The 23,508-nt window shown below is 46.8% G+C and carries 23 protein-coding genes, 1 pseudogene and 1 riboswitch; of the genes and pseudogenes, 20 read left to right on the top strand and 4 right to left on the bottom strand.

Features of this window, described 5'->3' with window-relative positions; translation table 11 throughout:
- Positions 1–54 precede the first annotated feature (54 nt).
- The 3 genes from yabA to rsmI all read left to right on the top strand — a co-directional run bounded on the left by yabA (position 55) and on the right by rsmI (position 2,166).
- Positions 55–399, top strand: coding sequence for a DNA replication initiation control protein YabA (gene yabA, locus ASG89_RS22615; protein ID WP_057313335.1), 345 nt, complete (start codon positions 55–57; stop codon positions 397–399).
- 72 nt (positions 400–471) lie between these two features.
- Positions 472–1,233, top strand: coding sequence for a tRNA1(Val) (adenine(37)-N6)-methyltransferase (locus ASG89_RS22610; protein ID WP_057313326.1), 762 nt, complete (start codon positions 472–474; stop codon positions 1,231–1,233).
- Positions 1,234–1,278: 45 nt separating this feature from the next.
- Positions 1,279–2,166 (top strand): 16S rRNA (cytidine(1402)-2'-O)-methyltransferase, encoded by an 888-nt coding sequence (gene rsmI / locus ASG89_RS22605; protein ID WP_057313325.1) that lies wholly within the window; start codon positions 1,279–1,281, stop codon positions 2,164–2,166.
- 239 nt (positions 2,167–2,405) lie between these two features.
- Here rsmI and ASG89_RS22600 read toward each other — a convergent pair whose 3' ends face one another.
- Positions 2,406–2,660: an AbrB/MazE/SpoVT family DNA-binding domain-containing protein gene (locus ASG89_RS22600; protein WP_028557356.1), complete on the bottom strand. Its 255-nt coding sequence runs from the start codon at positions 2,658–2,660 to the stop codon at positions 2,406–2,408.
- Between the two features lie 367 nt (positions 2,661–3,027).
- On the opposite strand from ASG89_RS22600, the gene ASG89_RS22595 reads away from it, so the two are divergent.
- Together ASG89_RS22595 and ASG89_RS22590 are read left to right on the top strand one after the other, a co-directional pair.
- Positions 3,028–4,305: an HD domain-containing protein gene (locus ASG89_RS22595; RefSeq protein WP_057313324.1), complete on the top strand. Its 1,278-nt coding sequence runs from the start codon at positions 3,028–3,030 to the stop codon at positions 4,303–4,305.
- Positions 4,306–4,388: 83 nt separating this feature from the next.
- Entirely contained in the window at positions 4,389–5,156 is a 768-nt protein-coding gene (locus tag ASG89_RS22590; RefSeq protein ID WP_057313323.1) for a TatD family hydrolase, read from the top strand.
- Here the strand turns inward: ASG89_RS22590 and ASG89_RS22585 are convergent.
- Positions 5,139–6,389, bottom strand: a complete 1,251-nt coding sequence (locus ASG89_RS22585) for an ABC transporter permease (protein WP_057313322.1) — start codon at positions 6,387–6,389, stop codon at positions 5,139–5,141. The two genes, ASG89_RS22590 and ASG89_RS22585, sit on opposite strands and share 18 nt — an antisense overlap.
- The gene (locus ASG89_RS22580) at positions 6,386–7,129 is read right to left on the bottom strand and encodes an ABC transporter ATP-binding protein (protein WP_057313321.1); all 744 of its coding nucleotides are present in this window, start codon (positions 7,127–7,129) and stop codon (positions 6,386–6,388) included. Before ASG89_RS22580 ends, ASG89_RS22585 begins: the two co-directional genes overlap by 4 nt.
- A gap of 283 nt (positions 7,130–7,412) precedes the next feature.
- Positions 7,413–7,606: riboswitch (cyclic di-AMP (ydaO/yuaA leader) on the top strand.
- A 332-nt stretch (positions 7,607–7,938) separates the two neighbouring features.
- On the opposite strand from ASG89_RS22580, the gene ASG89_RS22575 reads away from it, so the two are divergent.
- From ASG89_RS22575 to glmU, 11 genes and pseudogenes are all read left to right on the top strand, one after another.
- Positions 7,939–9,030, top strand: a complete 1,092-nt coding sequence (locus ASG89_RS22575) for a 3D domain-containing protein (RefSeq protein ID WP_200963521.1) — start codon at positions 7,939–7,941, stop codon at positions 9,028–9,030.
- 118 nt (positions 9,031–9,148) lie between these two features.
- Positions 9,149–9,682 carry a ribonuclease M5 gene (rnmV, locus tag ASG89_RS22570; protein ID WP_057313319.1) on the top strand — a complete coding sequence of 178 codons (534 nt, stop codon included), beginning with the start codon at positions 9,149–9,151 and terminating at the stop codon, positions 9,680–9,682.
- Between the two features lie 66 nt (positions 9,683–9,748).
- Entirely contained in the window at positions 9,749–10,657 is a 909-nt protein-coding gene (gene rsmA, locus ASG89_RS22565; RefSeq protein ID WP_057313318.1) for a 16S rRNA (adenine(1518)-N(6)/adenine(1519)-N(6))-dimethyltransferase RsmA, read from the top strand.
- Positions 10,658–10,713: 56 nt separating this feature from the next.
- The gene (yabG, locus tag ASG89_RS22560; protein ID WP_057313317.1) at positions 10,714–11,595 is read left to right on the top strand and encodes a sporulation peptidase YabG; all 882 of its coding nucleotides are present in this window, start codon (positions 10,714–10,716) and stop codon (positions 11,593–11,595) included.
- A 389-nt stretch (positions 11,596–11,984) separates the two neighbouring features.
- Entirely contained in the window at positions 11,985–12,260 is a 276-nt protein-coding gene (veg, locus tag ASG89_RS22555; RefSeq protein WP_028557365.1) for a biofilm formation stimulator Veg, read from the top strand.
- Between the two features lie 189 nt (positions 12,261–12,449).
- Positions 12,450–12,620: pseudogene (locus ASG89_RS36600) on the top strand (small, acid-soluble spore protein, alpha/beta type); the annotation flags it as partial.
- Between the two features lie 297 nt (positions 12,621–12,917).
- Positions 12,918–13,772: a 4-(cytidine 5'-diphospho)-2-C-methyl-D-erythritol kinase gene (ispE, locus tag ASG89_RS22545; RefSeq protein ID WP_057313316.1), complete on the top strand. Its 855-nt coding sequence runs from the start codon at positions 12,918–12,920 to the stop codon at positions 13,770–13,772.
- A 195-nt stretch (positions 13,773–13,967) separates the two neighbouring features.
- A complete protein-coding gene (purR, locus tag ASG89_RS22540; RefSeq protein ID WP_057313315.1) occupies positions 13,968–14,792 on the top strand; it encodes a pur operon repressor in 825 nt (274 codons plus the stop codon).
- Positions 14,793–14,806: 14 nt separating this feature from the next.
- Positions 14,807–15,190, top strand: a complete 384-nt coding sequence (locus ASG89_RS22535; protein WP_057313314.1) for a RidA family protein — start codon at positions 14,807–14,809, stop codon at positions 15,188–15,190.
- A 118-nt stretch (positions 15,191–15,308) separates the two neighbouring features.
- A complete protein-coding gene (spoVG, locus tag ASG89_RS22530) occupies positions 15,309–15,593 on the top strand; it encodes a septation regulator SpoVG (RefSeq protein WP_028557369.1) in 285 nt (94 codons plus the stop codon).
- 145 nt (positions 15,594–15,738) lie between these two features.
- A complete protein-coding gene (glmU, locus tag ASG89_RS22525; protein ID WP_057313313.1) occupies positions 15,739–17,136 on the top strand; it encodes a bifunctional UDP-N-acetylglucosamine diphosphorylase/glucosamine-1-phosphate N-acetyltransferase GlmU in 1,398 nt (465 codons plus the stop codon).
- Between the two features lie 227 nt (positions 17,137–17,363).
- Here the strand turns inward: glmU and ASG89_RS22520 are convergent, their stop codons facing one another.
- Positions 17,364–17,564: a hypothetical protein gene (locus ASG89_RS22520; RefSeq protein ID WP_057313312.1), complete on the bottom strand. Its 201-nt coding sequence runs from the start codon at positions 17,562–17,564 to the stop codon at positions 17,364–17,366.
- Between the two features lie 129 nt (positions 17,565–17,693).
- On the opposite strand from ASG89_RS22520, the gene pth reads away from it, so the two are divergent.
- From pth to ASG89_RS22500, 4 genes are all read left to right on the top strand, one after another.
- Positions 17,694–18,254 (top strand): aminoacyl-tRNA hydrolase, encoded by a 561-nt coding sequence (gene pth / locus ASG89_RS22515; RefSeq protein ID WP_056617983.1) that lies wholly within the window; start codon positions 17,694–17,696, stop codon positions 18,252–18,254.
- A gap of 135 nt (positions 18,255–18,389) precedes the next feature.
- Positions 18,390–18,617 (top strand): anti-sigma-F factor Fin family protein, encoded by a 228-nt coding sequence (locus ASG89_RS22510; RefSeq protein ID WP_056617980.1) that lies wholly within the window; start codon positions 18,390–18,392, stop codon positions 18,615–18,617.
- Positions 18,618–18,692: 75 nt separating this feature from the next.
- Positions 18,693–22,214 carry a transcription-repair coupling factor gene (gene mfd / locus ASG89_RS22505; protein ID WP_057313311.1) on the top strand — a complete coding sequence of 1,174 codons (3,522 nt, stop codon included), beginning with the start codon at positions 18,693–18,695 and terminating at the stop codon, positions 22,212–22,214.
- Positions 22,201–23,292 carry a peptidylprolyl isomerase gene (locus tag ASG89_RS22500; RefSeq protein WP_057313310.1) on the top strand — a complete coding sequence of 364 codons (1,092 nt, stop codon included), beginning with the start codon at positions 22,201–22,203 and terminating at the stop codon, positions 23,290–23,292. The genes mfd and ASG89_RS22500 overlap by 14 nt, the downstream gene beginning before the upstream one ends.
- Positions 23,293–23,508: the final 216 nt, after the last annotated feature.

Genomic DNA, 23,508 nt, shown 5'->3' with positions numbered 1-23,508 from the left:
GAGGATTCAAGGAGGCGCTGGCCAGTAAGCATGCATGGCACTAGAGGTGAAAGCGTGGATAAACAAGATATTTTTGGACAGATAGATGGGATTGAAGAACGAATGGGTACCACGTATGCAGAATTAGGTGCCTTGAAGAAACGGATTATTACCCTCATCGAAGAAAATAAGAGATTAAGCATAGAGAATCAGCAACTCCGTAAGCTCATACGCCAAGAGGAAACAGTGGTCCCGGAGCCTACGAGAGATACTGATGACGAACCGGTGCAGCTACCAGGTGCCGGATATGATAATTTAACCCGCTTATACAATGAAGGATTTCATATTTGCAATGTGTATTATGGACACCTTCGGACCGAGGGAGATTGTTTGTTTTGCTTATCCTTTTTAAATAAATAAGTCGCTTGGCCGTAGGGGTGTATCCCTTACGGTTTTTTTCCATAATAAGCAGCAAAGAGAAAGGAAAGACGTATGAAGCAAGTTCCTTTACAACCGACTGAACGAATAGATGATTTATTGACATATGATTTGAAAATTATCCAGAGTGATGAAGTGTTCAGCTTCTCGATGGATGCGGTTCTTTTAGGGAGGTTCGCTAGTCTGCCATCTAAGGGGAGGATCGTAGATCTATGTACAGGAAATGGTGTTGTTCCCCTGTTGCTGTCGACACGTACCCGCGCTGAGATTTGGGGCGTAGAAATTCAGGAGCGTTTGGCGGATATGGCTGTGCGTAATGCCGAGATTAACGATCTATCCGAACGACTGCATATGGTGCAGGGAGATTTGAAATCGATTCACAAAACCTTGGGACACGGACAATTTGATGCGGTTACTGTAAACCCGCCGTATCTGCCTGTGCTGGGTGGGGAGCAGAATAGGAATGGGCATTTTGCAGCGGCACGTCATGAGATTCACTGCACGCTGGAGGATGTGATTGCGGCTTGTGCGAAGTTAGTCAAAGCAGGCGGTAAAGTGGCCATGGTGCATCGCGCTACACGTGTGGTCGACATCATCTGCCTCATGCGGCAGTATCGCATCGAACCGAAACGAATTCGCTATGTGCATGCGCGTGCAGGAGAAGAAGCAATGATGGTGCTGATTGAGGGGATGAAAGATGGTAAGCCGGAGATTCGTACGTTGCCGCCACTAATTGTATACACGGAGAAGGAAGAATACTGCCAAGAGCTCAAAGAGATCTACTATGGTGGACGGAGCGCTCTGGAGTTCTCGTAAATAGGCTAACTGTACGATTAATATAAAGTGATGAGGGATTTAACTGTGAGTGTAACGATACAGAAAAGCTACCGCGAGGATTCTAGCGGTGTAGGCACGCTCTACCTGGTCGCCACGCCGATCGGCAACCTTGAAGATATGACCTTCCGCGCGATCCGCACGCTGAAGGAAGTAAGCATGATTGCCGCCGAAGACACGCGGCAAACGCGCAAGCTGCTGACCCATTTCGAAGTCGCGACGCGACTGGTCAGCTATCACGAACACAACAAGCAAGCAAGCGGCCCGGAGCTGGTCCGCTTGCTGCTTGAAGGGCAGAGCATCGCGCTAGTCAGCGATGCCGGCCTACCGGCCATTTCCGACCCAGGCTATGACCTGGTGCGGATGGCCGTAGACGAGGGCGTGCCGGTGGTGCCCATCCCCGGCGCGAATGCGGCCTTGTCGGCGCTGATTGCATCAGGCCTGCCGACAGAGCGTTTCGCCTTCGTCGGTTTTCTCCCTAGGGAGAAAAAGGACCAGACGAAGTTGCTGGAAGGGCTGCAGCATGTGCAAGACACACTGCTGTTCTATGAATCGCCGCACCGCGTGGAGAAAACACTTCTGCGCATGGCAGAAGTGTGGGGGGCGGAGCGCAGGGTGTGCCTCGCCCGCGAGTTGACGAAGCGGTACGAGGAGTTCCTGCGGGGCACGATTGCAGAGTGCCTCGCGCACTTAGAGCAGTACCCGCCGCAAGGCGAGTACTGCGTGATCGCAGAAGGCGCATCCGCCGCGGCCGTACAAGAGGCGGCGGATGGTTGGTGGGAGGCGAAGACGCTCGGCGAGCATGTCGCCCACTACGAGGAGCGCGGGATTGATCGCAAGGATGCGCTGAAGCTGGTTGCGACGGATCGCGGATTATCGAAGCGTGATGTATATAATGCGTTATTGGAGCGTTAAGGCGCCCAGCTAAACATTTGAAAAGGAAAAGGCCCCTAAAGGGGCCGATTCATCTACCATATATAGAAAGGTCATATCGTTGCATCCATTCAGATGTCAGTTCTCTATCTTCTAAGGTCGATACAAAAAAAGATCTCTAACCCGTGGCCGAAGCCAACAGAGTTAGAGATGAAAGGAGATATGAAAAAGGTTAGAATTACCAATAGGATAAGTGCTACTTCTATTATATACTACTTTTCTTATTTTGTCACAGGTGTTGGCATTTCTGCTAAACAAATATGACAAACAATTTTTCCTTTGAAGTACGATACATTCTCCGCATTGCCACAGAAGATACAAGCTGGCTCATATTTCTTCAGCATGATGCGCTCACCGTCTACATATATTTCCAAAGCGTCTTTCTCGCCAATACCCAACGTGCGGCGCAGTTCGATTGGAATAACAACGCGTCCTAGTTCGTCCACTTTTCTAACAATTCCGGTAGATTTCATCATATATATAAAACCCCTTTCGATTTTATCAATTTTTTATCAATATCGTCATGTTTCGACATTTACTTAAGACTTATGATACCAACGATTCCCAAAATAGTCAACCATATTTTCACTGAAAACGAGTAGTTTTATCTCTATTCTGATTATTTATGTATCGGGGTAAAAAACGATGGTGGCGCTATCTACAAGGGGTTGTAAGGATTATATTACGTACATTTCAAAGGCCGATGTATGAAGAGGTGCAGGAAAAACAGCAATTGAGCTCTGATAAAATTGGGATATGAAATTCGACATTAATCGACATTGTCGAAGGTTTCATGTCGAAAATGTCGAAAGTATTAATTATATTGAGGGAGGTTCAAGCTGTATGAATGAAGAGAAGGTATTTAAAGATCCCGTTCACAAATACATTTATGTGCAAGACGATACGATTTGGGATTTGATTAATACCCGTGAGTTTCAACGTTTGCGCCGCATTCGTCAATTAGGCACGTCCTATTTAACATTTCATGGTGCTGAGCATAGCCGCTTCTCCCACTCGCTGGGTGTCTATGAAATTACGCGGAAAATTATTTCGCAATTTGAACGCAATCACTATGAGGATTGGCCGAAGGAAGAGCGGCTGCTATGTTTATGCGCAGCATTGCTTCATGATTTGGGACATGGTCCGTTCTCACACTCGATTGAGAAAGCTTTCGGCACAAGGCATGAGGACTGGTCCTGCCGCATTGTGTTAGGGGATACCGAAGTGAACGAAGTGCTGAGCCGTGTCTCGCCTGATTTTCCGAAGAAGGTGGCAGGTGTCATCTGTAAATCCTATAGCGAAGAGATTGTCGTTAGCCTGGTTTCCAGTCAGTTGGATGCGGACCGCATGGATTATTTGTTGCGCGATGCCTACTTTACGGGGGTAAACTATGGCACATTCGATCTAGAACGAATTCTACGGGTGATTAGACCTTACAAAGGGCATATTGTGGTCAAAGAGAGCGGTATGCATGCTGTAGAGGATTATCTCATGTCTCGTTATCAGATGTACTGGCAGGTTTATTTTCATCCAGTTACCAGAAGCGCAGAAATTCTTTTGCATAAAGTGTTTGCACGCGCTAAGCATTTGTATGAAGAAGGCTACACGTTTGGATTCATGGTGGAGCCGATTCTTCATCTCATTCAGAATCAAATCTCCTTAGAAGATTATTTGCTGCTGGATGAGTCTGTCATGCAAACGATGCTGACCTTTTGGAGTCAAGAGAAGGATGGTATGCTGGCGGATATGTGCAAACGATTCTTGGATCGTAAATTGTACAAGTACAGTACCTTCGATGGTGATCAGGAACAACTCATTCAGCGTATGGAAAAAGTGATGAAAGAAGTTGGCTTCGATCCAACGTACTATATGGAGATCGATTTCCCTTCGAATCAATCCTATGACGTGTACAGAGCGGGTGAAAATGATGATACTCAGCCAATCCTTTTGCTGGATCATAAGGAGACGTTAACTGAAATTACGCATCGTTCCGAAATTGTACAGTCGATTAGTGGGTTCCAGATGGGTAAACATCATGTGTATTATCCAGAGGAGTTGCTTGAGCGGTTGAATGCTGAAGATTATCCGGATGTTTGGGCGATGTTGGGAGAGCAAGAATAAGCAGGTATAAGAAGCTATTTAGAAGAAGCTATAAGCAAATGACGGAACATCATTCATATTCAGTTACATAAGGGAGAACGATCATGCTAACGGATTCACACACACATTTAAATGCGGAGCAATTTAAAGAAGATCAAGAGGAAGTCATTCAGCGGGCGTTAGAGGCTGGCGTTACGAGAATTGTCAATGTCGGCTTTAATCGAGAAACGATCCCAAGCTCAATCGAGCTTGCTGAGAAATACGATTGGATTTATTCGACGGTTGGCTGGCATCCTGTAGATGCGATAGATATGATGCCTGGCGATTTGGAATGGATTGAGTCCTTATGCCAGCATGAGAAGGTGGTTGCGATCGGGGAGATTGGTCTGGATTATTATTGGGACAAGTCGCCTAAGGATGTTCAGCAACGCGTTTTTCGGGAGCAAATTCGTCTTGCGCGTAAGCTGGGGATGCCGATTGTGATTCATAATCGGGATGCACATCAGGACATTCTAACGATTCTCAAAGAAGAGAAGGCAGCGGAGGTAGGGGGTATCATGCATTGTTTCTCGGGTAGTTGGGAGACAGCGAAGCGGTGTCTGGATATGAATTTCCATATTTCTTTTGGAGGTCCTGTTACGTTCAAAAATGCGGTGCAGCCGAAAGAGGTACTGGCGCAGGTTCCGCTTGATCGTTTATTGATCGAAACGGATGCGCCATACTTAACGCCCCATCCTTTCCGCGGTAAGCGCAACGAAACCGGTTATGTTCGCTTGGTGGCTGAGACTGCCGCGGAAATTCGGGGAATGACGTTAGAAGAGATCGCTGAGATTACAACAAACAATGCGATTCGGTTACTCGGCCTCAAGTAAGGCATTTTTCTTGAACCTCCGGCGGAGGACGACGCCGCAAGCGAAAGAAATAAAGGCAAGACTGAGTAAAGGGACTACGATGTATAGGATGGGGGTTCCCATCATGAATGGAATCGTTAGGATAACAAGCTCTACTGAGAGGGTTAGCCAGATGATAAAAGCTAGAGAACCTGCTCTAGTTTGAGGCTCTAATGGATACATATGGAGCCAAAACGTATAGCGATGTGCACGTTCCAATGAAGTAAGCTGCACCATCGAGATCACAAGTGCGATGAGTAGGATGACGCAACGTGCAGTTGTGGAGTCTGCAACTGCTAAGGCTAAGATGCCGATCACAGTCAGACGGAGCACAATAGCGAACATTTCGGTGCGCAGCAGTGTCTTCATATATAAGTAGAGAAACGCCGAATCCTGTCGAAATGGAATCATTCGGGTAAGCCCGCTGATCCAACCTCGGCGGGCTATTCGTGTTGGTAATTGAGGTACGTCTACGAACCAATTGAAGAAGGCGTAGAGATTGGCTTGCTTCTGTTTCTCTTTGGCAATCAGATAGTCCCATCCGATCACATATTTACCCGCGTATCGGAATGCAATCAGCCAAACGAATACAAGTAGTAGGGCAGCTAAGCATGCCCATAAGCTGCTATAGTGGAATTGGATCGTAATTAAGGCAAGGGATGCCGCCCATCGAAACCAAACAGAGATGAATCGAGTTCGTTCATCGGCAAATCTTCCTTCCTGCCAACTCGCTAATAGGTTCGCTATTTTTAATAGAAGTAATAGAGCGAGAATGAGGAGAAATGGCCGTGCTTCAGAACCTAGACAGTGCTTATACAGAGGGTTTAAAGCCACCCAACCGAGAAATAACCAAACACCCTGAAGTGAAAAGCTATACAGAAAGCTGCTTCGGAAATAAGCACCCATTTCATGTTCAATCCGCAATAGAAACATTCGATCGGCACTGCGAGTCAGCGTTCGAATAGAGCTTGAAGCGACGAGTGGAACGAGTACGAGCAACACGATCCATAGGTACGGATAATCTGTCGGAAGACGCTGTAATGTTTTTGCATAATAATAGGAAGAAACGATGACAAGAAACAACAGGAAGCCAATAAAGTTACTGCGTGCAGCATATTGCCAATATCCTATGGATTCCTTCATATAATGTTGAAAACGCTGCTTCCATAATGCGTGTGTGTTAAATGCATGTGTACTATCCGTTAAGTGACTCATGCCATGTCTCCTTGAACGAGCTTGTAAAAGATGTCGTCTAATGACGCCTGAGGCAGAGCCGTCTGGGCGCGTAATTCGACTAAATCTCCCTGAGCAACCATGTGGCCTTTATGTAGTACGACATAAGCATCGCAGTATTTTTCAATTGTAGACAAAATGTGTGAGGAAATGAGAAATGATGCACCTTTCTTCTTCATTTGAACCATGAGATCAAGCAAGGAACGAATCGCTAAAGGGTCGAGTCCGAGAAATGGTTCATCGATAATGTATAAAGAGGGTTCAATCAGGAATGCGTTCATGATCATAACCTTCTGTTTCATCCCTTTGGATAAATGACTTGCGAAGCTATTCAGCTTGTCTTTCATTTGAAACTGCTCTAACAAGGATCGAGAACGGGTCTCGTAATCCGCTTTCGAAATACCGTAAGCCATCGCGGTTAGCTCGAGGTGTTCGCGAATCGTGAGCTCTTCATATAGCTCTGGACTTTCGGGCACATAAGCGTATGTCGCTCTGTAGGGTAGCGGGTTTTCGGCTAATGTTAAACCGTTAATGCGAATGGACCCTTTTTGTGGTTGAAGCAGCCCTAGAATATTTTTGATGGTGGTACTTTTCCCTGCACCATTGAGTCCGATAAGCCCCATCATTTCACCTTGGCGGATCGAGAAGGTTAGATTATGAAGAATGGGTTTGTTGGGTAAATATCCACCGAATAAAGCGTTTACTTGCAGGATGGGACCCATCACAATTGCCTCCCTAAATAGCAAATTATTGGAATTTTTCAATCAAATACTTCCAGAATCATTATAAACAAATTTGCATTTTTAGCCTAGTTTTGATCATTATATACTGAAAAATCGAGTATACGTACGTTAAAGTTAGACACATGTAGATATAAGTGGGTTATATATGAAAAATAATCGAAATTTAGTCGATTTAGCCCTTTTTAACGGGTGTTAATCCCTTTACAGGTTGAGATTAACAGCGTAATATACTTTTCATAATAACTTAATATCCAATTTGCCAAATTTCCATTCGCTGAGTTCCAAATGTGGAAACGGGGGAACCACTGCCAGCTTAATGAGCATTCCGATGCGGTTAAGTAAGCAGAGAGTAACAGGGGTGAATCATAGACGTCAAACAAGCAGTTTGCGTCTACGTAGGGCGACTCTCACGTCCGAATCCGTCAGCTAACCTCGTAAGCGTAAGAGAGGTAACGATTGTCGTGCGTGCTATTTGTATTTCACTATGCAAACTAAGCCAGCGAGAAGAGTCCTCTTCTTGCTGGCTTTTTGTCCACATATAGGGTTATACACAGACCAATAGACATAAAACAACCCGGAATTCATAGGATGATGAATAGGTAAAAGGGGGGGACGACCAGATTCGGCAAGGCAACAAAGCTGATGATGGCAAGCGTGTTAAGTTAAACTAAAAACCTTAGTCGCGTCAAATTTAATCATGCTGTAACCTGGCGGCGAGGCTTTGAAGGAGGACCGAAGAAGTGGGCAGTATCTCAATTAGCGAGACCCATGTAAAACGATCATCCAGCATGTCCTTCGCATTGCGATGGAAGCATGAAAACTTGCGTTTGATTTTAAGCCTAGCTATAATCTCAATCGCAATGACTTTCATGTTTTTGGTGTTGTTGTACGGAACGGCTACCAAGAGCGTATCCGTGGTTGTGAATGGACAAGAAACTATTGTGCACACGAAGCAATGGGTCCTGCAACGCCTACTGGATGAACAAGCCATAACGATTGGTGAGCACGATGAAATTTCAGCTTCACTCACGACCAAGCTCAAGGGTGGAGACAAAATTGTTATCGAGCAGGCCTCACCAATTCAATTGACTGCTGATGGAAAGACCACCACTGTTTACACAACTGCAAGAACGGTAGAAAGTGCATTGCAACGTTTAAATATTGCACTTGGGGAGAACGATCGTATTTCTCCCGAACCGACGGCCGCTCTTGGCACAGGCGATGAAATTAAGATCGTCCGTGTGACCAAAGAGACGGAGGAAGTCTCTGAACCGATCGCATTCGAGACAGAGAAAAAGAATGACGCATCTTTACTCAAAGGCAAAGAGCAAGTGGTCCAAGAAGGTAAAGAAGGCGTGTTGGTCAAGAAGAAAGAGAAGACTTTCGAGGACGGTGTTTTAGTCGCGGAAGCAGTTGTGGGTGAGGAAGTACAAACAGAAAGCGTTAAAAAGGTAGTATCCGTAGGTACGAAAAATCCCGTGGTTGTGCTCTCTGCCTCTTCACCGAGCGTGGATGAGGTTTCCAAGAACGGTGTGACCTTCGGCTACAAGCAAATTCTCAAAAACGTGAAACTTACTGCCTATTCAGCGGGCGTTGCGTCGACAGGCAAAACCGAGGGATCCGCAGGTTATGGTAAAACCTACACAGGTACTACCGTAACTGAAGGGCGTACGATTGCTGTTGACCCCAAGGTGATTCCACTGGGTTGGTGGGTATATATTGAAGGTCTTGGTTTCCGTCGTGCTGAAGATATTGGCAGCGGCGTGAAAGGTCAAATGGTCGATGTATATTTCGAAGATCATGGTTACGCGAATAAATTTGGAACCAAACAAGGGTACACGGTGTACGTGGTTGGCCCCACAAAACCGTCCCAAAACTAAGGTGTAAACGTTAGTTAGGCCGGGAACACTAGGCTATACACGTAGCCTGGCATATGCCTGTGCGAAAGAAGAGGAGACCCCTCTTCTTTTTCTGCTTGTACTGGGAAGGAAAACGTAGATGATAAAAGAAATGATCGTTGTGGAAGGTAAGGACGATACAGCTGCCATCAAGCGGGCTGTGCAGGCGGATACGATTGAAACAGGTGGCTCCGCCATCGGACAAGCTGTGCTGGGGCGGATTGCGCTGGCTCAACAGCGCAGAGGCGTCATTATATTCACGGATCCGGATCACGCAGGGGAACGGATTCGCAAAATCGTGGCAGCCAAGGTTCCTGGCTGCAAGCATGCCTTCATTACGCAGGAGCAAGCGGCGTATAAAGGCGACATCGGCGTCGAGAACGCGACGCCGGAGACGATCCGTCAAGCGCTTCAGAGCCTGCGGACGGAGTATGACGCGGCCGTCTCGCAGCTGACGATGGAGGATTTGATCGCTGCCGGTCTCATCGTGCATCCGGATGCGGCAGCTCGCCGATTGGCCGTAGGCAATGCGCTAGGCATTGGTTATTGCAATGGCAAGCAATTTTATAAGCGTTGTGCGATGTTTCAGATTTCGCGAGAGGAATTTGAGGCGGCGCTCGAGCATTTGAATTGAACGCATTCGGAACGCATTGCATTGAATGACGAGAATGAGAACCTAATAGATAATGAGGTCTAACCTATGACGATATCCGGGCAAGAAGTAATTGTGACTGCAGAAGATGTGGCGACACCCAGTAAAACAAAACAAATTATTAAGAAAAATGGTCTCGTGCTGAAAAAGAGCTTGGGCCAGAACTTCTTGATTGATCAAAATATATTGAGCAAAATCGTCCTGGCTGCTGAGCTGGGGCCTACGAAGGCTGCGCTTGAGATCGGCCCCGGTATAGGCGCGCTCACACAGCAGCTAGCCAAGCTCGCTGGCCGCGTGCTGGCCGTTGAGATCGATCAGCGTCTTCTGCCCATCTTGGACGAGACGCTGGCGCCTTACCCCCATGCTACTGTCGTTCATGGGGATATCTTGAAAACCAACCTGCCGGAGCTGTTCCGGCAGCATTTCGAAGGCGTGGATGGCGTCAGTGTTGTCGCCAACCTGCCGTACTACATCACGACACCGATCATCATGAAGCTTCTCGAAGAGAAGCTTCCCCTGGAGAATATCGTCGTGATGATTCAAAAAGAAGTGGCCGACCGCATGGCGGCTCGTCCGGGCACCAAGGATTACGGCAGCCTGAGTATTGCCGTGCAGTTCTACTGCGAGCCGGAGCTCGTCACGATCGTGCCTCGCACCGTCTTCGTGCCGCAGCCGAACGTCGATTCCGCTGTCATCCGGCTGCGAGTGCGTCAAGCGCCGCCTGTTGAAGTGGCGGATGTGGACTTCTTCTTCGCTGTCGTCCAGGCGTCCTTCGTTCAGCGTCGCAAAACCCTCTACAACAACCTCGCGGCGAGGTTCTTTACCAAAGAGAACAAGCCTGAGCTGGAAGCATTGCTGCACGGCATTCAGATCGAGCCTTCACGCCGGGGTGAGACACTCAGCATGGAGGAGTTCGCACGTTTGTCGACGGCCCTTCGTGCGCACGGCTGCAAATAAACCCGCACCAAATGCCTAGTCTCGCCATAGGATACCCTTAGGAGGGGATTTGTGCGATGAGGCAAGGAGATTTTGTTACCCGTATTTCCTATGGCGGCGACGTCGTGTTTAAAATTGAACGAATTGAGCATCTCAAGGCCATTCTAAGGGGTGTCGATTTTCGGTTACTTGCAGATGCGCCGCTCACGGATCTGACAAAAGCGAATCCTAAGGAGACCTTAGATCATCCACGGTCAAGCTCGCCTGAATTTCGTGAGTCGCTGCGTCGACTGGCGGTGTCCCAAGTGCAATTGCAGGAAAAGAATCAGATAGCTGTCAATCATAAACAAAAGTCACAACCAGCTCATAACAGCTATTTTGAAGTGCCCGGAAGAGTTCTACACTTGGATGGCGATCCGAGCTATCTGCGCAAAAGCATGCAGCTCTACGGCGAATTACGCATTCCGGCAGAAGGTTTCTTTATTCCTGAGGCGCAAATGGCGGAAGCACTGCAAAGATTGCTTCCTCAATATAAACCGGACATTGTCGTCATTACGGGGCATGATGGTATTTTGAAAAATCGGCAAAGTGTGAGCCCAAGTAATCTGTCGAGCTATAAGAATTCCCAGAACTTCGTGAATGCGGTTCGAGTGGCCCGACAATATGAGAGGGATCGGGATTCTTTAATTATTGTGGCAGGTGCTTGTCAGTCGCACTTCGAAGCTTTATTGCGGGCTGGGGCTAATTTCGCCAGTTCCCCTGCACGCATACTCATTCACGCCTTAGATCCGCTATGCATCGCAGCTAAGCTGTCCTATACCCCAACAAGAGAAACGATTTCGATGTTGGATATTATGGATTTGACGGTGACGGGATTAGAGGGGCTAGGTGGGGTGGAGACGCGAGGCAGTTATCGGATGGGTGTTCCTGGTATTCAGCACACAGAAGAGTCTGTATAGCTGAATTAGGCGTCCCTAGAGAACGGGGGATGCTTGTAGTTATTTGATGCGAGTGAAAGCTATCCTGAATCTTGCGATTCTAAGTAACACTTTCTGTTATGAACTCCGTATTGGAGGGCGACAGAGAGTGTTCTTTTTTTTGTCCACGGCAGGCTGTTGTTCCCAGTGTTTATTCAATGTGCGTAAGCTCAGGGGAGAGAAGTTTCTCCGTAACTGGAAAAGTGTGAATAATTTGCGAACATTGGTGACAACCTGAAGGGAGGAGAAATCGGAAAACCTATAAAAATGCCGTTGACAACGGGATTGGGGTGCTGATATAATATTTGACCTCATTTGACATGATGGGGTGAATGAGTTATAATTGACAAGGAAAGAGGTGGTAGTTGACAATGGCAAAAAATGCGCTATTGGAAATCAAACGCAGTTTGGAGCCCCATGTTGGGCAGAAGATCATGTTGAGAGCGAATGGTGGCCGTCGTAAGACTGTCGAGCGTTCCGGTGTTTTAGAAGAAACCTACCCTTCTGTGTTTATTGTGAAATTAGATCAAGAATCTCACGCCTTCAAACGAGTGTCATACAGCTACGCCGATATCCTCACCGAGTCCGTCGAAGTTACCGTATGCAACGATGATGGTCAGGTTCGCATCACTTACATACAGCATTAGCTTAATAGCGTTCCGATAATGAACAGGCCCTTGCGGTCTGTTTTTGCTTTGTATAGATAGGCTGATCAGGCTGGAGTTCGTGTAGTGCATGTACTTACAGTGATAGGGCATACTAATCGAAATCGTCATCAATCACTGCTTATGATGGTTGCAGCGTTCATGGTGCGCAAATGATAAGGAGGATTTGGTATGAGTCGAAGAAGAAGTGTGATGTCAGAGAGCTTTAAATATGAGTTAGCGAAGGATCTTGGTTTCTACGATGTCGTACAGCGAGAAGGCTGGTCGGGGATTCGAACGAAGGATGCAGGGAATATGGTGAAGCGGGCGATTCAAATTGCACAAGAGCATTTGGCCAAGCAATACGTTTCGGCTCCGATCAACGTGCAAACCACCTCGTCTAACTATCATCAGTCGACTGCTAGTCAGCCGGCATTTAATGGACAGGGTTATACAAACTATTCACCGTCATATAACAGTCATCATCAGCAACAAGCGGGCTCTACGAATTATCCGCCGCCAGCGGGCTACCAGCAGTCTTACCAACAGTCTGGACAAGGAGTGCAACGTCCGTTTTACAGCTAAAGCAAATGCTTTAGCTTTTTTTTTATGCTTTTGTTATAATATCGGGGTGGCTAACGAGCAAAAGAAGGTGATCGGATGAAGATTTTTGAGAAAGCACCGGCTAAAATTAATTTGTCTCTTGATGTTTTACATAAAAGGCCAGACGGCTACCATGAAGTTGAGATGGTGATGACGATGGTGGATCTGGCTGATCGGATCGAAATGCAGGAGATGGCGCGTGACACGATTATCATATCGAGTCAGGCGGGGTATATTCCGCTCGATGAGAAGAATCTAGCCTTTCAGGCTGCGCGTCTTATTAAAGACCGCTACGACGTCAAGCAGGGCGTCTACATTCACTTGGACAAGCGGATACCCGTGGCTGCAGGTTTGGCGGGCGGGAGCAGCGACGCAGCGGCAACATTGCGAGGGCTCAACCGTCTCTGGAATCTGAATATCCCAAATGAGGAACTTCAAGTGCTTGGCGCAGAGCTTGGTTCGGATGTGCCTTTCTGTGTGACTGGAGGGACTGCTCTTGCAACAGGGCGTGGCGAGAAGCTGGAACATATCTCAGCTCCTCCTCAGTGTTGGGTTGTCTTAGCGAAGCCGCCCATTAATGTATCGACCTCAGAGATCTACGGAAAGCTGAACGCGCGTGAAATCAAGCAGCATCCTTCCACGGCGGGTGTACTAAGTGCGATACGGGACAAGCAGTTCGATCGTTTGTGCGATAATCTAGGCAATGTGCTGGAGGAAGTGACGCTGGATCTGTATCCAGAGGTCAGACATCTGAAGGAGTGCATGCAGCGCTTAGGTGCAGACGGTGTATTGATGTCGGGCAGCGGGCCAACCGTCTTTGGTCTTGTTTCCAAGGAAGCGAAAGTGCCGCGTATCTATAACGGGTTGCGAGGCTTTTGTAAGGATGTTTATGCTGTGCGCATGCTGACCTAAAGAAGCTTATTTGAGCCCCTCATTGGGGCTCTTTTTCATCTAAAGGGGCATAATGGTAAAAGTCGAGCATGAAACATAATTGATGTAAGATGTGTGTTAAGTTTATGTTAACATATTTTTCATGGTTTGCTTGAACAAATACGTATATAAGTGGTATATTTTCATTATAATATTCGGATTTTGGGGGGTAGTGCGATGAAAAAGTTGAAAAGGAGCGCTAGGCTGGTAGAAATGACACAATATTTGTTATTTCGCCCCCACTCGTTAATCCCTTTAACGACTTTTGCCGAGCGTTACAACTCCGCGAAATCTTCCATAAGCGAAGATCTTGCCATCATTAAGGAAGTTTTTGAAGAAGAAGGTTTGGGTGAACTGAATACGCTGGCCGGAGCAGCCGGAGGCGTGAAGTTCTCACCGAAAGTACCCAAAGAAATATCACTGAAGTTTATCCAGAACCTATGTTTGCAACTTCAACAACCAGAACGGATTCTTCCGGGTGGATATTTGTATATGTCAGATATTATGGGACAACCCCAGTATTTGAACGAAATTGGCAAAACCTTTGCATCCGCTTTCGCTGGTCGCGAGGTGGACGTGATTATGACCGTTGAAACCAAAGGGATACCGCTCGCTTATGCGACGGCCACCTATATGAATTTGCCTGTTGTTATTGTGCGTAGAGACAGCCGAGTGACGGAAGGTTCAGCCGTTAGTATTAACTATGTATCGGGCTCCAACAAACGGATTCAGACCATGTCACTTGCAAGACGCGCACTGAAGGAAGAATCCAAGGTGCTGATTATCGATGATTTCATGCATGTTGGCGGAACGATTCATGGCATGATGGACCTGTTAGCCGAATTTAAAGCAACTGTACAAGGTGTTGGTGTATTCATGGAATCCTGCGAGGCCGAGGAGCAGTTGGTGGATAATTACGTGTCACTAGCTCGATTGTATGGCGTAGACTCCAAGACGAAACAAATTACGGTAGAGCCTGGCAACTATTTTGATTCGAAATAAAGGAGATTTCTAAGATGGAACTTATTTCAACATCAGCAGCACCTGCTGCTATTGGACCTTATTCACAAGCAGTTAAACTGGGTAACCTGTTGTTTACTTCCGGACAAATTCCGTTAGGCTTAGATGGTCAAATCGTAGAAGGCGGTATCAAAGAACAGGCTGTTCAAGTTTTCGAAAATTTGAAAGGCGTGCTTGAAGCAGCGGGCTCATCTTTTGGGCAAGTTGTGAAAGCGACGGTCTTCTTGAAGGATATGAACCAATTCGGCGAGCTGAATGAGATCTACGCTGCCTACTTCGGAGATCACAAACCTGCTAGATCTACCGTTGAAGTTGCGAGATTGCCTCGTGATGTTTTTGTCGAAATTGAACTAATTGCTGTGATTCCTGTCGAAATTTAACAGAAACATTAAGAACACATTAAATTATCAAAAATTTCAAAAAAATAAGAAGGAATTTGCATGGAGATGTTGAATATATCACCCAAGTCTCAGAGATGGAAAAAGGTGGTGAACACAAGTGCAAATTACAGATGTAAGACTCCGCCGGGTAAACTCCGAGGGGAGGATGAAGGCGATTGCTTCTATTACCATTGATAACGAGTTCGTCGTACACGACATTCGTGTCATCGATGGCAATAACGGAATGTTCGTTGCTATGCCGAGCAAGCGAACACCAGACGGTGAATTCCGCGATATCGCTCATCCGATTTCGTCCACGACTCGTGAAAAAATTCAAGCAGCAGTACTCGCTGAATATGATCGCGCAGCTGTAGAAGAGGAAGTTATTGAAGAAGGCGCATAATTCAGATTATTGAGAGAGCCCTTAGGGCTCTCTTTTCTTTTCGCAGGTAATGATGCTATATTGGGGGAAGAACTCATTTTATAGACATAGGCTCTAGAGATATAAAGAGAAATCATGAATTTATAATAGAGGAGTTGGATATTCGTTGAAGCTCATGGCAATTGTGTTGGCTGCAGGACAAGGGAAACGAATGAAATCAAAGCTTTACAAGGTGCTTCACCCGGTTGTTGGTAAACCGATGGTGGGTCACGTTGTGGACACGCTGCAACATATAGAAGTAACGCAGACAGTGGTAGTGGTTGGATTTGGTGCGGAAGCTGTAAAAGGCTATTTAGGCGATCGTGCCCAGTATGCGCTGCAAGAGCAACAACTAGGAACGGGGCATGCCGTGCTTCAGGCCAAGGATCTGCTAGGTGAGGAAGAGGGAATGACGGTTGTCATTTGCGGCGATACGCCTCTTATTACGGCAGCTACGCTGCAAGAGACGATTGAATTGCACCGACAATCAGGCGCAGCGGCGACGATTCTGACTGCAAAGCTAGGTGAACCACATGGTTACGGACGTATTATTCGTGGAGAAGACGGACGCGTTGCGCGAATCGTCGAGCAGAAGGATTGCACACCAGAGGAAGCGGCTGTTCAGGAGATTAATACAGGTACGTACATTTTTGATAATCGCAAAATGTTCAAAGCGCTGGCGTCGGTTACGAACAAGAATGTACAGAATGAGTACTATTTAACCGATGTTATCGGGATTATGACAAGCGCTGGCGAAGTTGTTCAAGGGTATTGCATGGCAGATCCTGCTGAATCGATTGGTGTAAATGATCGTGTGGCGTTGTCCGAAGCGGAGCAACTTTTCAAGGCGCGGATTAATCGCGAGCATATGTTGAACGGTGTTACGATTATTGATCCGCTGAATACGTATATCGAGAAGGATGTTACGATTGGCGCCGATACCGTTCTACTGCCGGGTACAATTTTGCGCGGAAACACACAGATTGGTGAGCTTTGTACGATTGGACCGCAAACTGAAATCATCGATTCCACAATTCAAGATGAAGTGACGATTAAACAATCCGTTCTTCAAGGGGCATTTGTAGATAGCGAAACATCGGTTGGCCCGTTTGCTTATTTGAGACCTGGCGCTAAGCTTGGCAAGCAAGTGAAGGTTGGCGATTTTGTAGAGATTAAGAATGCTACACTGGGTGAAGGAACGAAGGTTTCTCATCTGAGCTATGTTGGTGACGCGGTAGTCGGGACGAATGTGAACATCGGTTGCGGTGCTATTACGGTGAATTATGATGGGTTTAATAAAAACGTAACCGAAATCGGGAACGATGCGTTTATTGGCAGCAATGTCAATTTGATTGCTCCTGTGAAAATTGGGGACGGTGCGTTTGTCGTTGCTGGGGCTACAATTACAAATGATGTGAATGAAGGCGATTTGGCTATCGCTCGTGTGCGACAAGAGAATAAGGCGGGTTACGCTGAAAAAATTAAAGCGCGGATGAAGGCGAAGAAAGAAAATAAAGGTCGTTGATGGACGGTGTGTTGCCATTTGCGACGGAGTAATTGAGCAATAGGAATGGAACCTCTTGAGGCGGGGTACGCTAGAAATGAAGTGCTGCCCACTCAGCCTGGTTTACGTGGAAGCGTCCAGGCGGAGCGAGACCGATAGAGGTTCTTTTTCTCGTGCTAGTGCGCCTGCAGCAATCGTGGGACGGTCGAAGAGTTGGAAAGTCACAGCTGCTCCCCCAATGAAAGCGCTTAATATCCAGGGCGCGAAACAAAAGTATGCTTCTTTCTGCTATAAAAGATACGATTAATCTTAACGAAATGACGGTTGTACATTTCAACGAAGCCTATATCCTTGTGCAGATTTTGATAGTATACTTGGACGGGTACGTCCGCATCGATATGATCTTGGAAATGATCATCTTCTGTAAGCTGTTCTCCATGAAGATACATCGTTCTTTTATCACCTACAGCTTTTATGGGATGGATAACATTAGGTAACAGGTATATTGTAAACAATAACCTTTAGAAGCGGGTTCCGCAAAGGTTTTTTAGTTTATCGCTAGGGGGATTTTGAAAATTATGAAATGTTTTATCGGACTGGGAAATCCGGGAAAGCAGTATGAGCTAAATCGGCACAACGTTGGATTCATGGCGATTGATCGCTTTGCAGCCAAGTGGGGGATTACCTCTTTTCAGAATAAAGGAAAGGGGCTGCTCGCAGAAGGTAATGTGAACGGGACGAAGGTGTATTTATTGAAACCAATGACGTACATGAACCTTTCAGGTGAATCCATGCGAGCCTTCCTTGATTTCTATAAAGCGAAATTGGAAGACGTCGTGATTGTTTACGATGATATGGACACATCCTTCGGTCAAATTCGTCTTCGTTATCAAGGGAGCCCAGGCGGACATAACGGTATTAAGTCCATTATTCAGCATGGGGGCACACAGATCTTCAATCGGATTCGAATTGGTGTGAATCGCCCTGCGCCAGGCTATAACATTGCAGATTATGTGCTGTCCAATTTTTCCAAAGATGAGATGAAGTCCATAAATGACGTACTGGATCTAACCTGCGATGCAATGGAGTTTAGCTTAGGCGAGTCCTTCGAGAAAACGATGGCGAAGTTTAATAAATAATCACAACGCATTAACCTGCTGTATATATGATGATATGTAAGCTCCCTATTCGAAAATGACAATGGCAGATTCGGCTAATTATTCCGAAGAATGGTCATACTAGGATGTAATCGAATTGTCGAAGGAGGCATACATATGATCAAGTATATTTGCAGGCACTGTCATACCTTTGTCGGGGAAATTAATCAGCGTGCGATTACCGAGCAGCAGTTAGGCTTCCATTTCTTGACCCCTGATGAGCGTAGAGATATAATATCGTATAATACGAATGGAGATGTTACGGTTAGGGTCGTTTGCGACTACTGTCATGAGGCACTAGAAGCGAACCCAGAATTATCCCTGCTAGCCAGTCCGTTGCAATAATTTATGATGAAGATAAAGAGTTAATAGCCGAGGCAAGTGTGCCGAGGCTTCTTTTTGTGAGGGGAGTGTACTTGTTTGCAAGCTTTAATTCAAGCTTTTTCTGCGGATACCGACTTTCAAACGATCGTGACTGGCCTTAAGTCCGAAATGAAAGAGCAGCTCATTGCCGGTTTAACGGGCTCCTCCAGGCAAATCATGCTGGCCTCACTTGCGCGTGAGCTTGAGCGTCCGCTTTTCGTTGTTACGCATAATATGTTCGCTGCGCAAAAAATAGCGGAAGACCTCTTGGAGTGTCTTTCCCCAGATGAAGTGCTGCTCTACCCATCTCAAGAGCTTCTGACTACGGAAGAAGCGGCTTCAAGCCCAGAGATGTTAGCGCAGCGTATTGACGTTCTCACCAAACTTGCCGGCGGATTCCGCGGCGTAGTTATTGCACCATTTGCTGGCGTGCGAAGATTGCTGCCGCTCAAACAGGTGTTCGAAGAATCCCGAGTAACGATTAACGTCGGTGATACGGTTCAATTAGACGAACTGCTGGCTTCCTTATCCAGCCTAGGATATGAACGGGTTGAACGGGTTGAAACCAAAGGCGAAATGAGTGTGCGAGGCGGTATTCTCGATTTATTTCCGTTAACGTCGGAGAATGCGATTCGGATTGAGCTCTTTGATATCGAAGTCGACTCTATTCGGACTTTCGATGTAAGTGACCAGCGGTCAATAGATAAACTAACAACGGTGACGATCCCTCCATGCCGTGAGATTCAAGCGGATAGAAAGCGGTTACAATCAGCGGCGCAACACGCGTATGAGTTGCTGCAGGCACAGTTGGCGAAGATGACTGAGCGCTCAGCCAAGGACAAATTGTTAGAGGTCGTAGGCCGCGATATCGAGCTTATGCGCGAAGGTCAGACGTTCCCAGGCATTTATAAATATATTTCTCTCCTATACACGGAAAGACAGACGCTCATGGACTACATGCCCAAAGATTCGATACTCATTATCGACGAGCCTGCCCGCCTCCTGGAAACAGCGAAGCAGCTCGAGCGTGATGAAGCCGAGTGGATGATGCATGCGTTGACTGAGGGGAAGAGCTTGCCGGCTTTTGTGCTGTCCAAATCTTATGAAACCCTGCTGCACCGCAGACCCTTCCCAACGTTGTATGTGTCCTTGTTCCTACGTCAGGTAGCGGGTATTCAGCCGCAGAATATCGTTAACTTCGTTTGTCGTGTCATGCAGAACTTCCATGGACAGATGAATCTCCTCAAGGCGGAGATGGAACGATGGAAGAAGAATGGCAGTAAGGTCATTCTTCTAGCGAATGGTGACGACCGTGCAGAACGTGTACGTCGTGTTCTTGGCGACTACCAGATTGAAGTTCCTGAGATTGTCGATGGCAATCTGCAAACCGGATTTGAAATGCCTTCGATTCATCTCGTCGTGATTACAGAGGGTGAGATTTTCACTCAGAAGCAGCGTAAAGCACGTAAAGTGGAGAAGAAGCTGGAGAACGCAGAGCGGATCAAAAGCTATCAAGAGCTGAAGGTCGGCGATTACGTTGTTCACGTCAACCACGGGATCGGGAAATACGTAGGCATAGGTACGTTAGAAGTTGGCGGGATTCATAAGGATTATTTGCATATTATGTACGCTGGCGGCGATAAGCTGTCTGTTCCGATTGATCAGATTGATTTGATTCAGAAATATGTTGGTTCCGAAGAGAAGGAGCCGAAAGTATATAAACTTGGCGGCACGGATTGGGCGCGGGTGAAAAGCAAAGCACGCGCATCTGTCAAAGATATTGCAGATGAGCTGATTAAGCTGTACGCCGAACGCCAAGCGGCGAAGGGGTATGGCTTTGGTAAGGATAGCTCGTACCAGAACGAGTTCGAAGCGATGTTTCCTTATGATGAGACGCGAGATCAGTTGCGCGCGATAGAAGAAATCAAAACGGACATGGAGAAAGAACGTCCGATGGACCGTCTATTGTGCGGTGATGTTGGGTACGGCAAAACCGAGGTTGCGGTCCGTGCAGCCTTCAAAGCTGCGATTGACGGGAAGCAAGTGGCCGTGCTCGTGCCAACGACAATTCTGGCGCAGCAACATTATGAAACGTTCCGTGAACGCTTCTCTGGCTACCCGTTCAATGTAAAGGTATTAAGTCGGTTCAGATCCAAGAAGGAACAAACTGAAGTAATGAAAGGCGTCAAGAAAGGTACCGTAGATGTTGTCATCGGGACCCATCGCCTTTTGTCACAAGATGTCCAGTTTAAGGACCTTGGCTTGCTCATCGTCGATGAAGAGCAGCGTTTCGGCGTGTCCCACAAAGAGAAGCTTAAGCGTCTGAAGACGAACGTGGACGTGCTTACGCTAACGGCGACGCCAATTCCAAGAACTTTGCATATGTCCATGCTGGGTGTTCGTGACTTATCGGTCATTGAAACTCCGCCAGAGAACCGCTTCCCGGTTCAGACCTATGTGGTGGAATACGGGCCAACGCTGGTTAGAGAAGCGATCGAGCGTGAGTTGGCGCGTGAGGGGCAAGTTTACTATCTATACAATCGCGTGCAAGGCATTACACAAATCGCTGATCAAATCTCGATGATGATTCCGGATGCGCGAGTTACTGTAGCACATGGTCAAATGGGTGAGCAGGAGCTCGAGAAAACGATTCTCGATTTCTTGGACGGGGAGTACGATGTTCTCGTCAGCACGAGCATTATCGAAACCGGCGTAGACATCCCGAATGTGAATACACTTATTGTCCATGATGCGGATAAAATGGGCCTCTCTCAACTCTATCAGCTGCGCGGACGAGTAGGTAGGTCGAATCGCGTCGCTTATGCGTATTTCACGTATCAGCGTGACAAAGTGCTGACAGAAGTAGCCGAGAAACGACTTCAAGCGATTAAAGAGTTTACAGAACTTGGTTCAGGCTTTAAAATTGCGATGAGGGACTTATCCATTCGTGGCGCAGGAAACTTATTGGGTGCTGAACAGCACGGCTTTATAGCATCTGTCGGTTTTGATTTGTACTCCCAAATGTTAGCCGAAGAAATTGCAAAGCTGAAGCTTGCGATAGATGGAGAAGAGGTCATTCCAGAGCCGGAATGGCATACGTCAATCGACATTCAATTGGATGCGTATCTGCCATCTGATTACATCTATGACAGCATGCAAAAAATCGAAATTTACAAAAAAGTGGCCGCCATTCGTACGCTGGAAGAAGCCGCGGATCTGCATGATGAGCTCGTTGATCGCTTCGGCGATCTGCCGCAGGCCGTGTTCAACCTACTGACAGTGGCTCGTTTGAAAGCATACGGTTCGGAATACCGGATTGAAACGATTAGCCAAAAAGGGGAGGATTACCTAATCAAGGTGCATATCGACCAGAATGGCAGGCTGGATGGTCAGAAGCTGCTTGCTTTGTCCAAAGGCTTTGATGGTCGTATCAAATTGAACGCAGATCCGCAGCTACTTATTGTTATCCGCTTTAAAGGCATGAAGCCGGAGGCCTCCATCGAATTGTTGGAGAAATTCTTGGTACAATATAAGAGTGTTCTGAAAACGAAAGGGGAATTACAGGATGTTGCCAAATGAAACTAGCAGACAACGACGTACTTCAAAAAAATGGATATTAAGTTTGGTGACAGTAGTCCTTGCATTCTCTGTCCTCAGCGCGTGTGGAGACAAAAAGGAAGGCGCTGCAACAGCTTCGCCTTCCGCAACGGCGGCTGCTACAGGTAATCCAAGCGATATTATTGCTACGTACAAAGAAGGCGGGAAAATTACACGCGGTGAATTCGATTCCTTCATCAACGTAAATAAAATGTTCTCCCCGCAATTAGCTCAATACTTGGCTGATCCAGCTTTCCAACAAGATATGTTGAAGCAAATGGTTACTTTCCGTGTTCTTTCCGCCAAAGCAGACGACAAAGTGAAAGCAGATGCTGACAAACAAGTTACGGAGCAAATGAAAGCCATTACTGACTACTTCGGTAAGCAAGAAGGCGGAATGGACAAGCAGTTGAAAGACAACGGTATCGAGTTGAAGGATATCGAATCTTTGATGAAGTTAAGCTTCTACACAATGGGCAGCATGGAAAGCAAAGTTACAGACCAAGCAGTTCAAGACGCATATAAAGAACAGGCAGCAGCACATGCGTTTGATGTTGCAACCGTTAGCCACATTCTGATCTCCTTGAAAGATTCTGCAACACAAGCAGATCTTCGTACGAAGGAAGATGCGCTCAAAAGAGCGAAAGAAGTGAAAGCGAAACTGGATGCTGGCGGCGACTTCGCAGCGCTTGCGAAAGAGTATTCCGATGACCCAGGTTCCAAAGATAATGGCGGTACGTACAAAGATGCTAACATTAATGAGTGGGTAACAGAGTTCAAGGATGCAGCAAGTACACTTCCATTGAACAAAATTAGTGATCCAGTTGAATCCACATTCGGTTACCACGTGATGAAGGTAGAATCCAGAAGCACGAAGCAACTGGATGATACACTTAAAACACAAATCAAATCTCAGCTTGCAGAGAAATCCTTGTCTGAATTTGCAGAAACAGAGTATCCGAAATTGATCGAAACGAATAACCTTCCTAAAGTTGAAGCAAGCCCAGCACCAGCGGCTAGCCCAGCAGCTAGTCCTGCGGCAAGCCCAGCTGCAAAGTAAGAACTTACCAGGATGTCCGATTATGGACATCCTGTTTTTATTTCTCATTTTTGGACATCATAAGCGCAGCAGGGTGCAGAGCTAAATAAAGTAAATTGCTTAGTCGAGGCGTCTGCATAGAAGAATGGGAAGTGAAGAATACTATGGATAGATTTCAAGTTCCCACCAAATCCCGATCTAGCATACAAGGTTTCATGCTCGTGTCGTATCTAATTC

It is taken from the genome of Paenibacillus sp. Soil766, assembly GCF_001428105.1.
Lineage (GTDB): Bacteria > Bacillota > Bacilli > Paenibacillales > NBRC-103111 > Paenibacillus_E.
The sequence above is the reverse complement of the archived record's forward strand: the minus strand, read 5'-3'. Positions and strand labels throughout refer to the sequence as shown.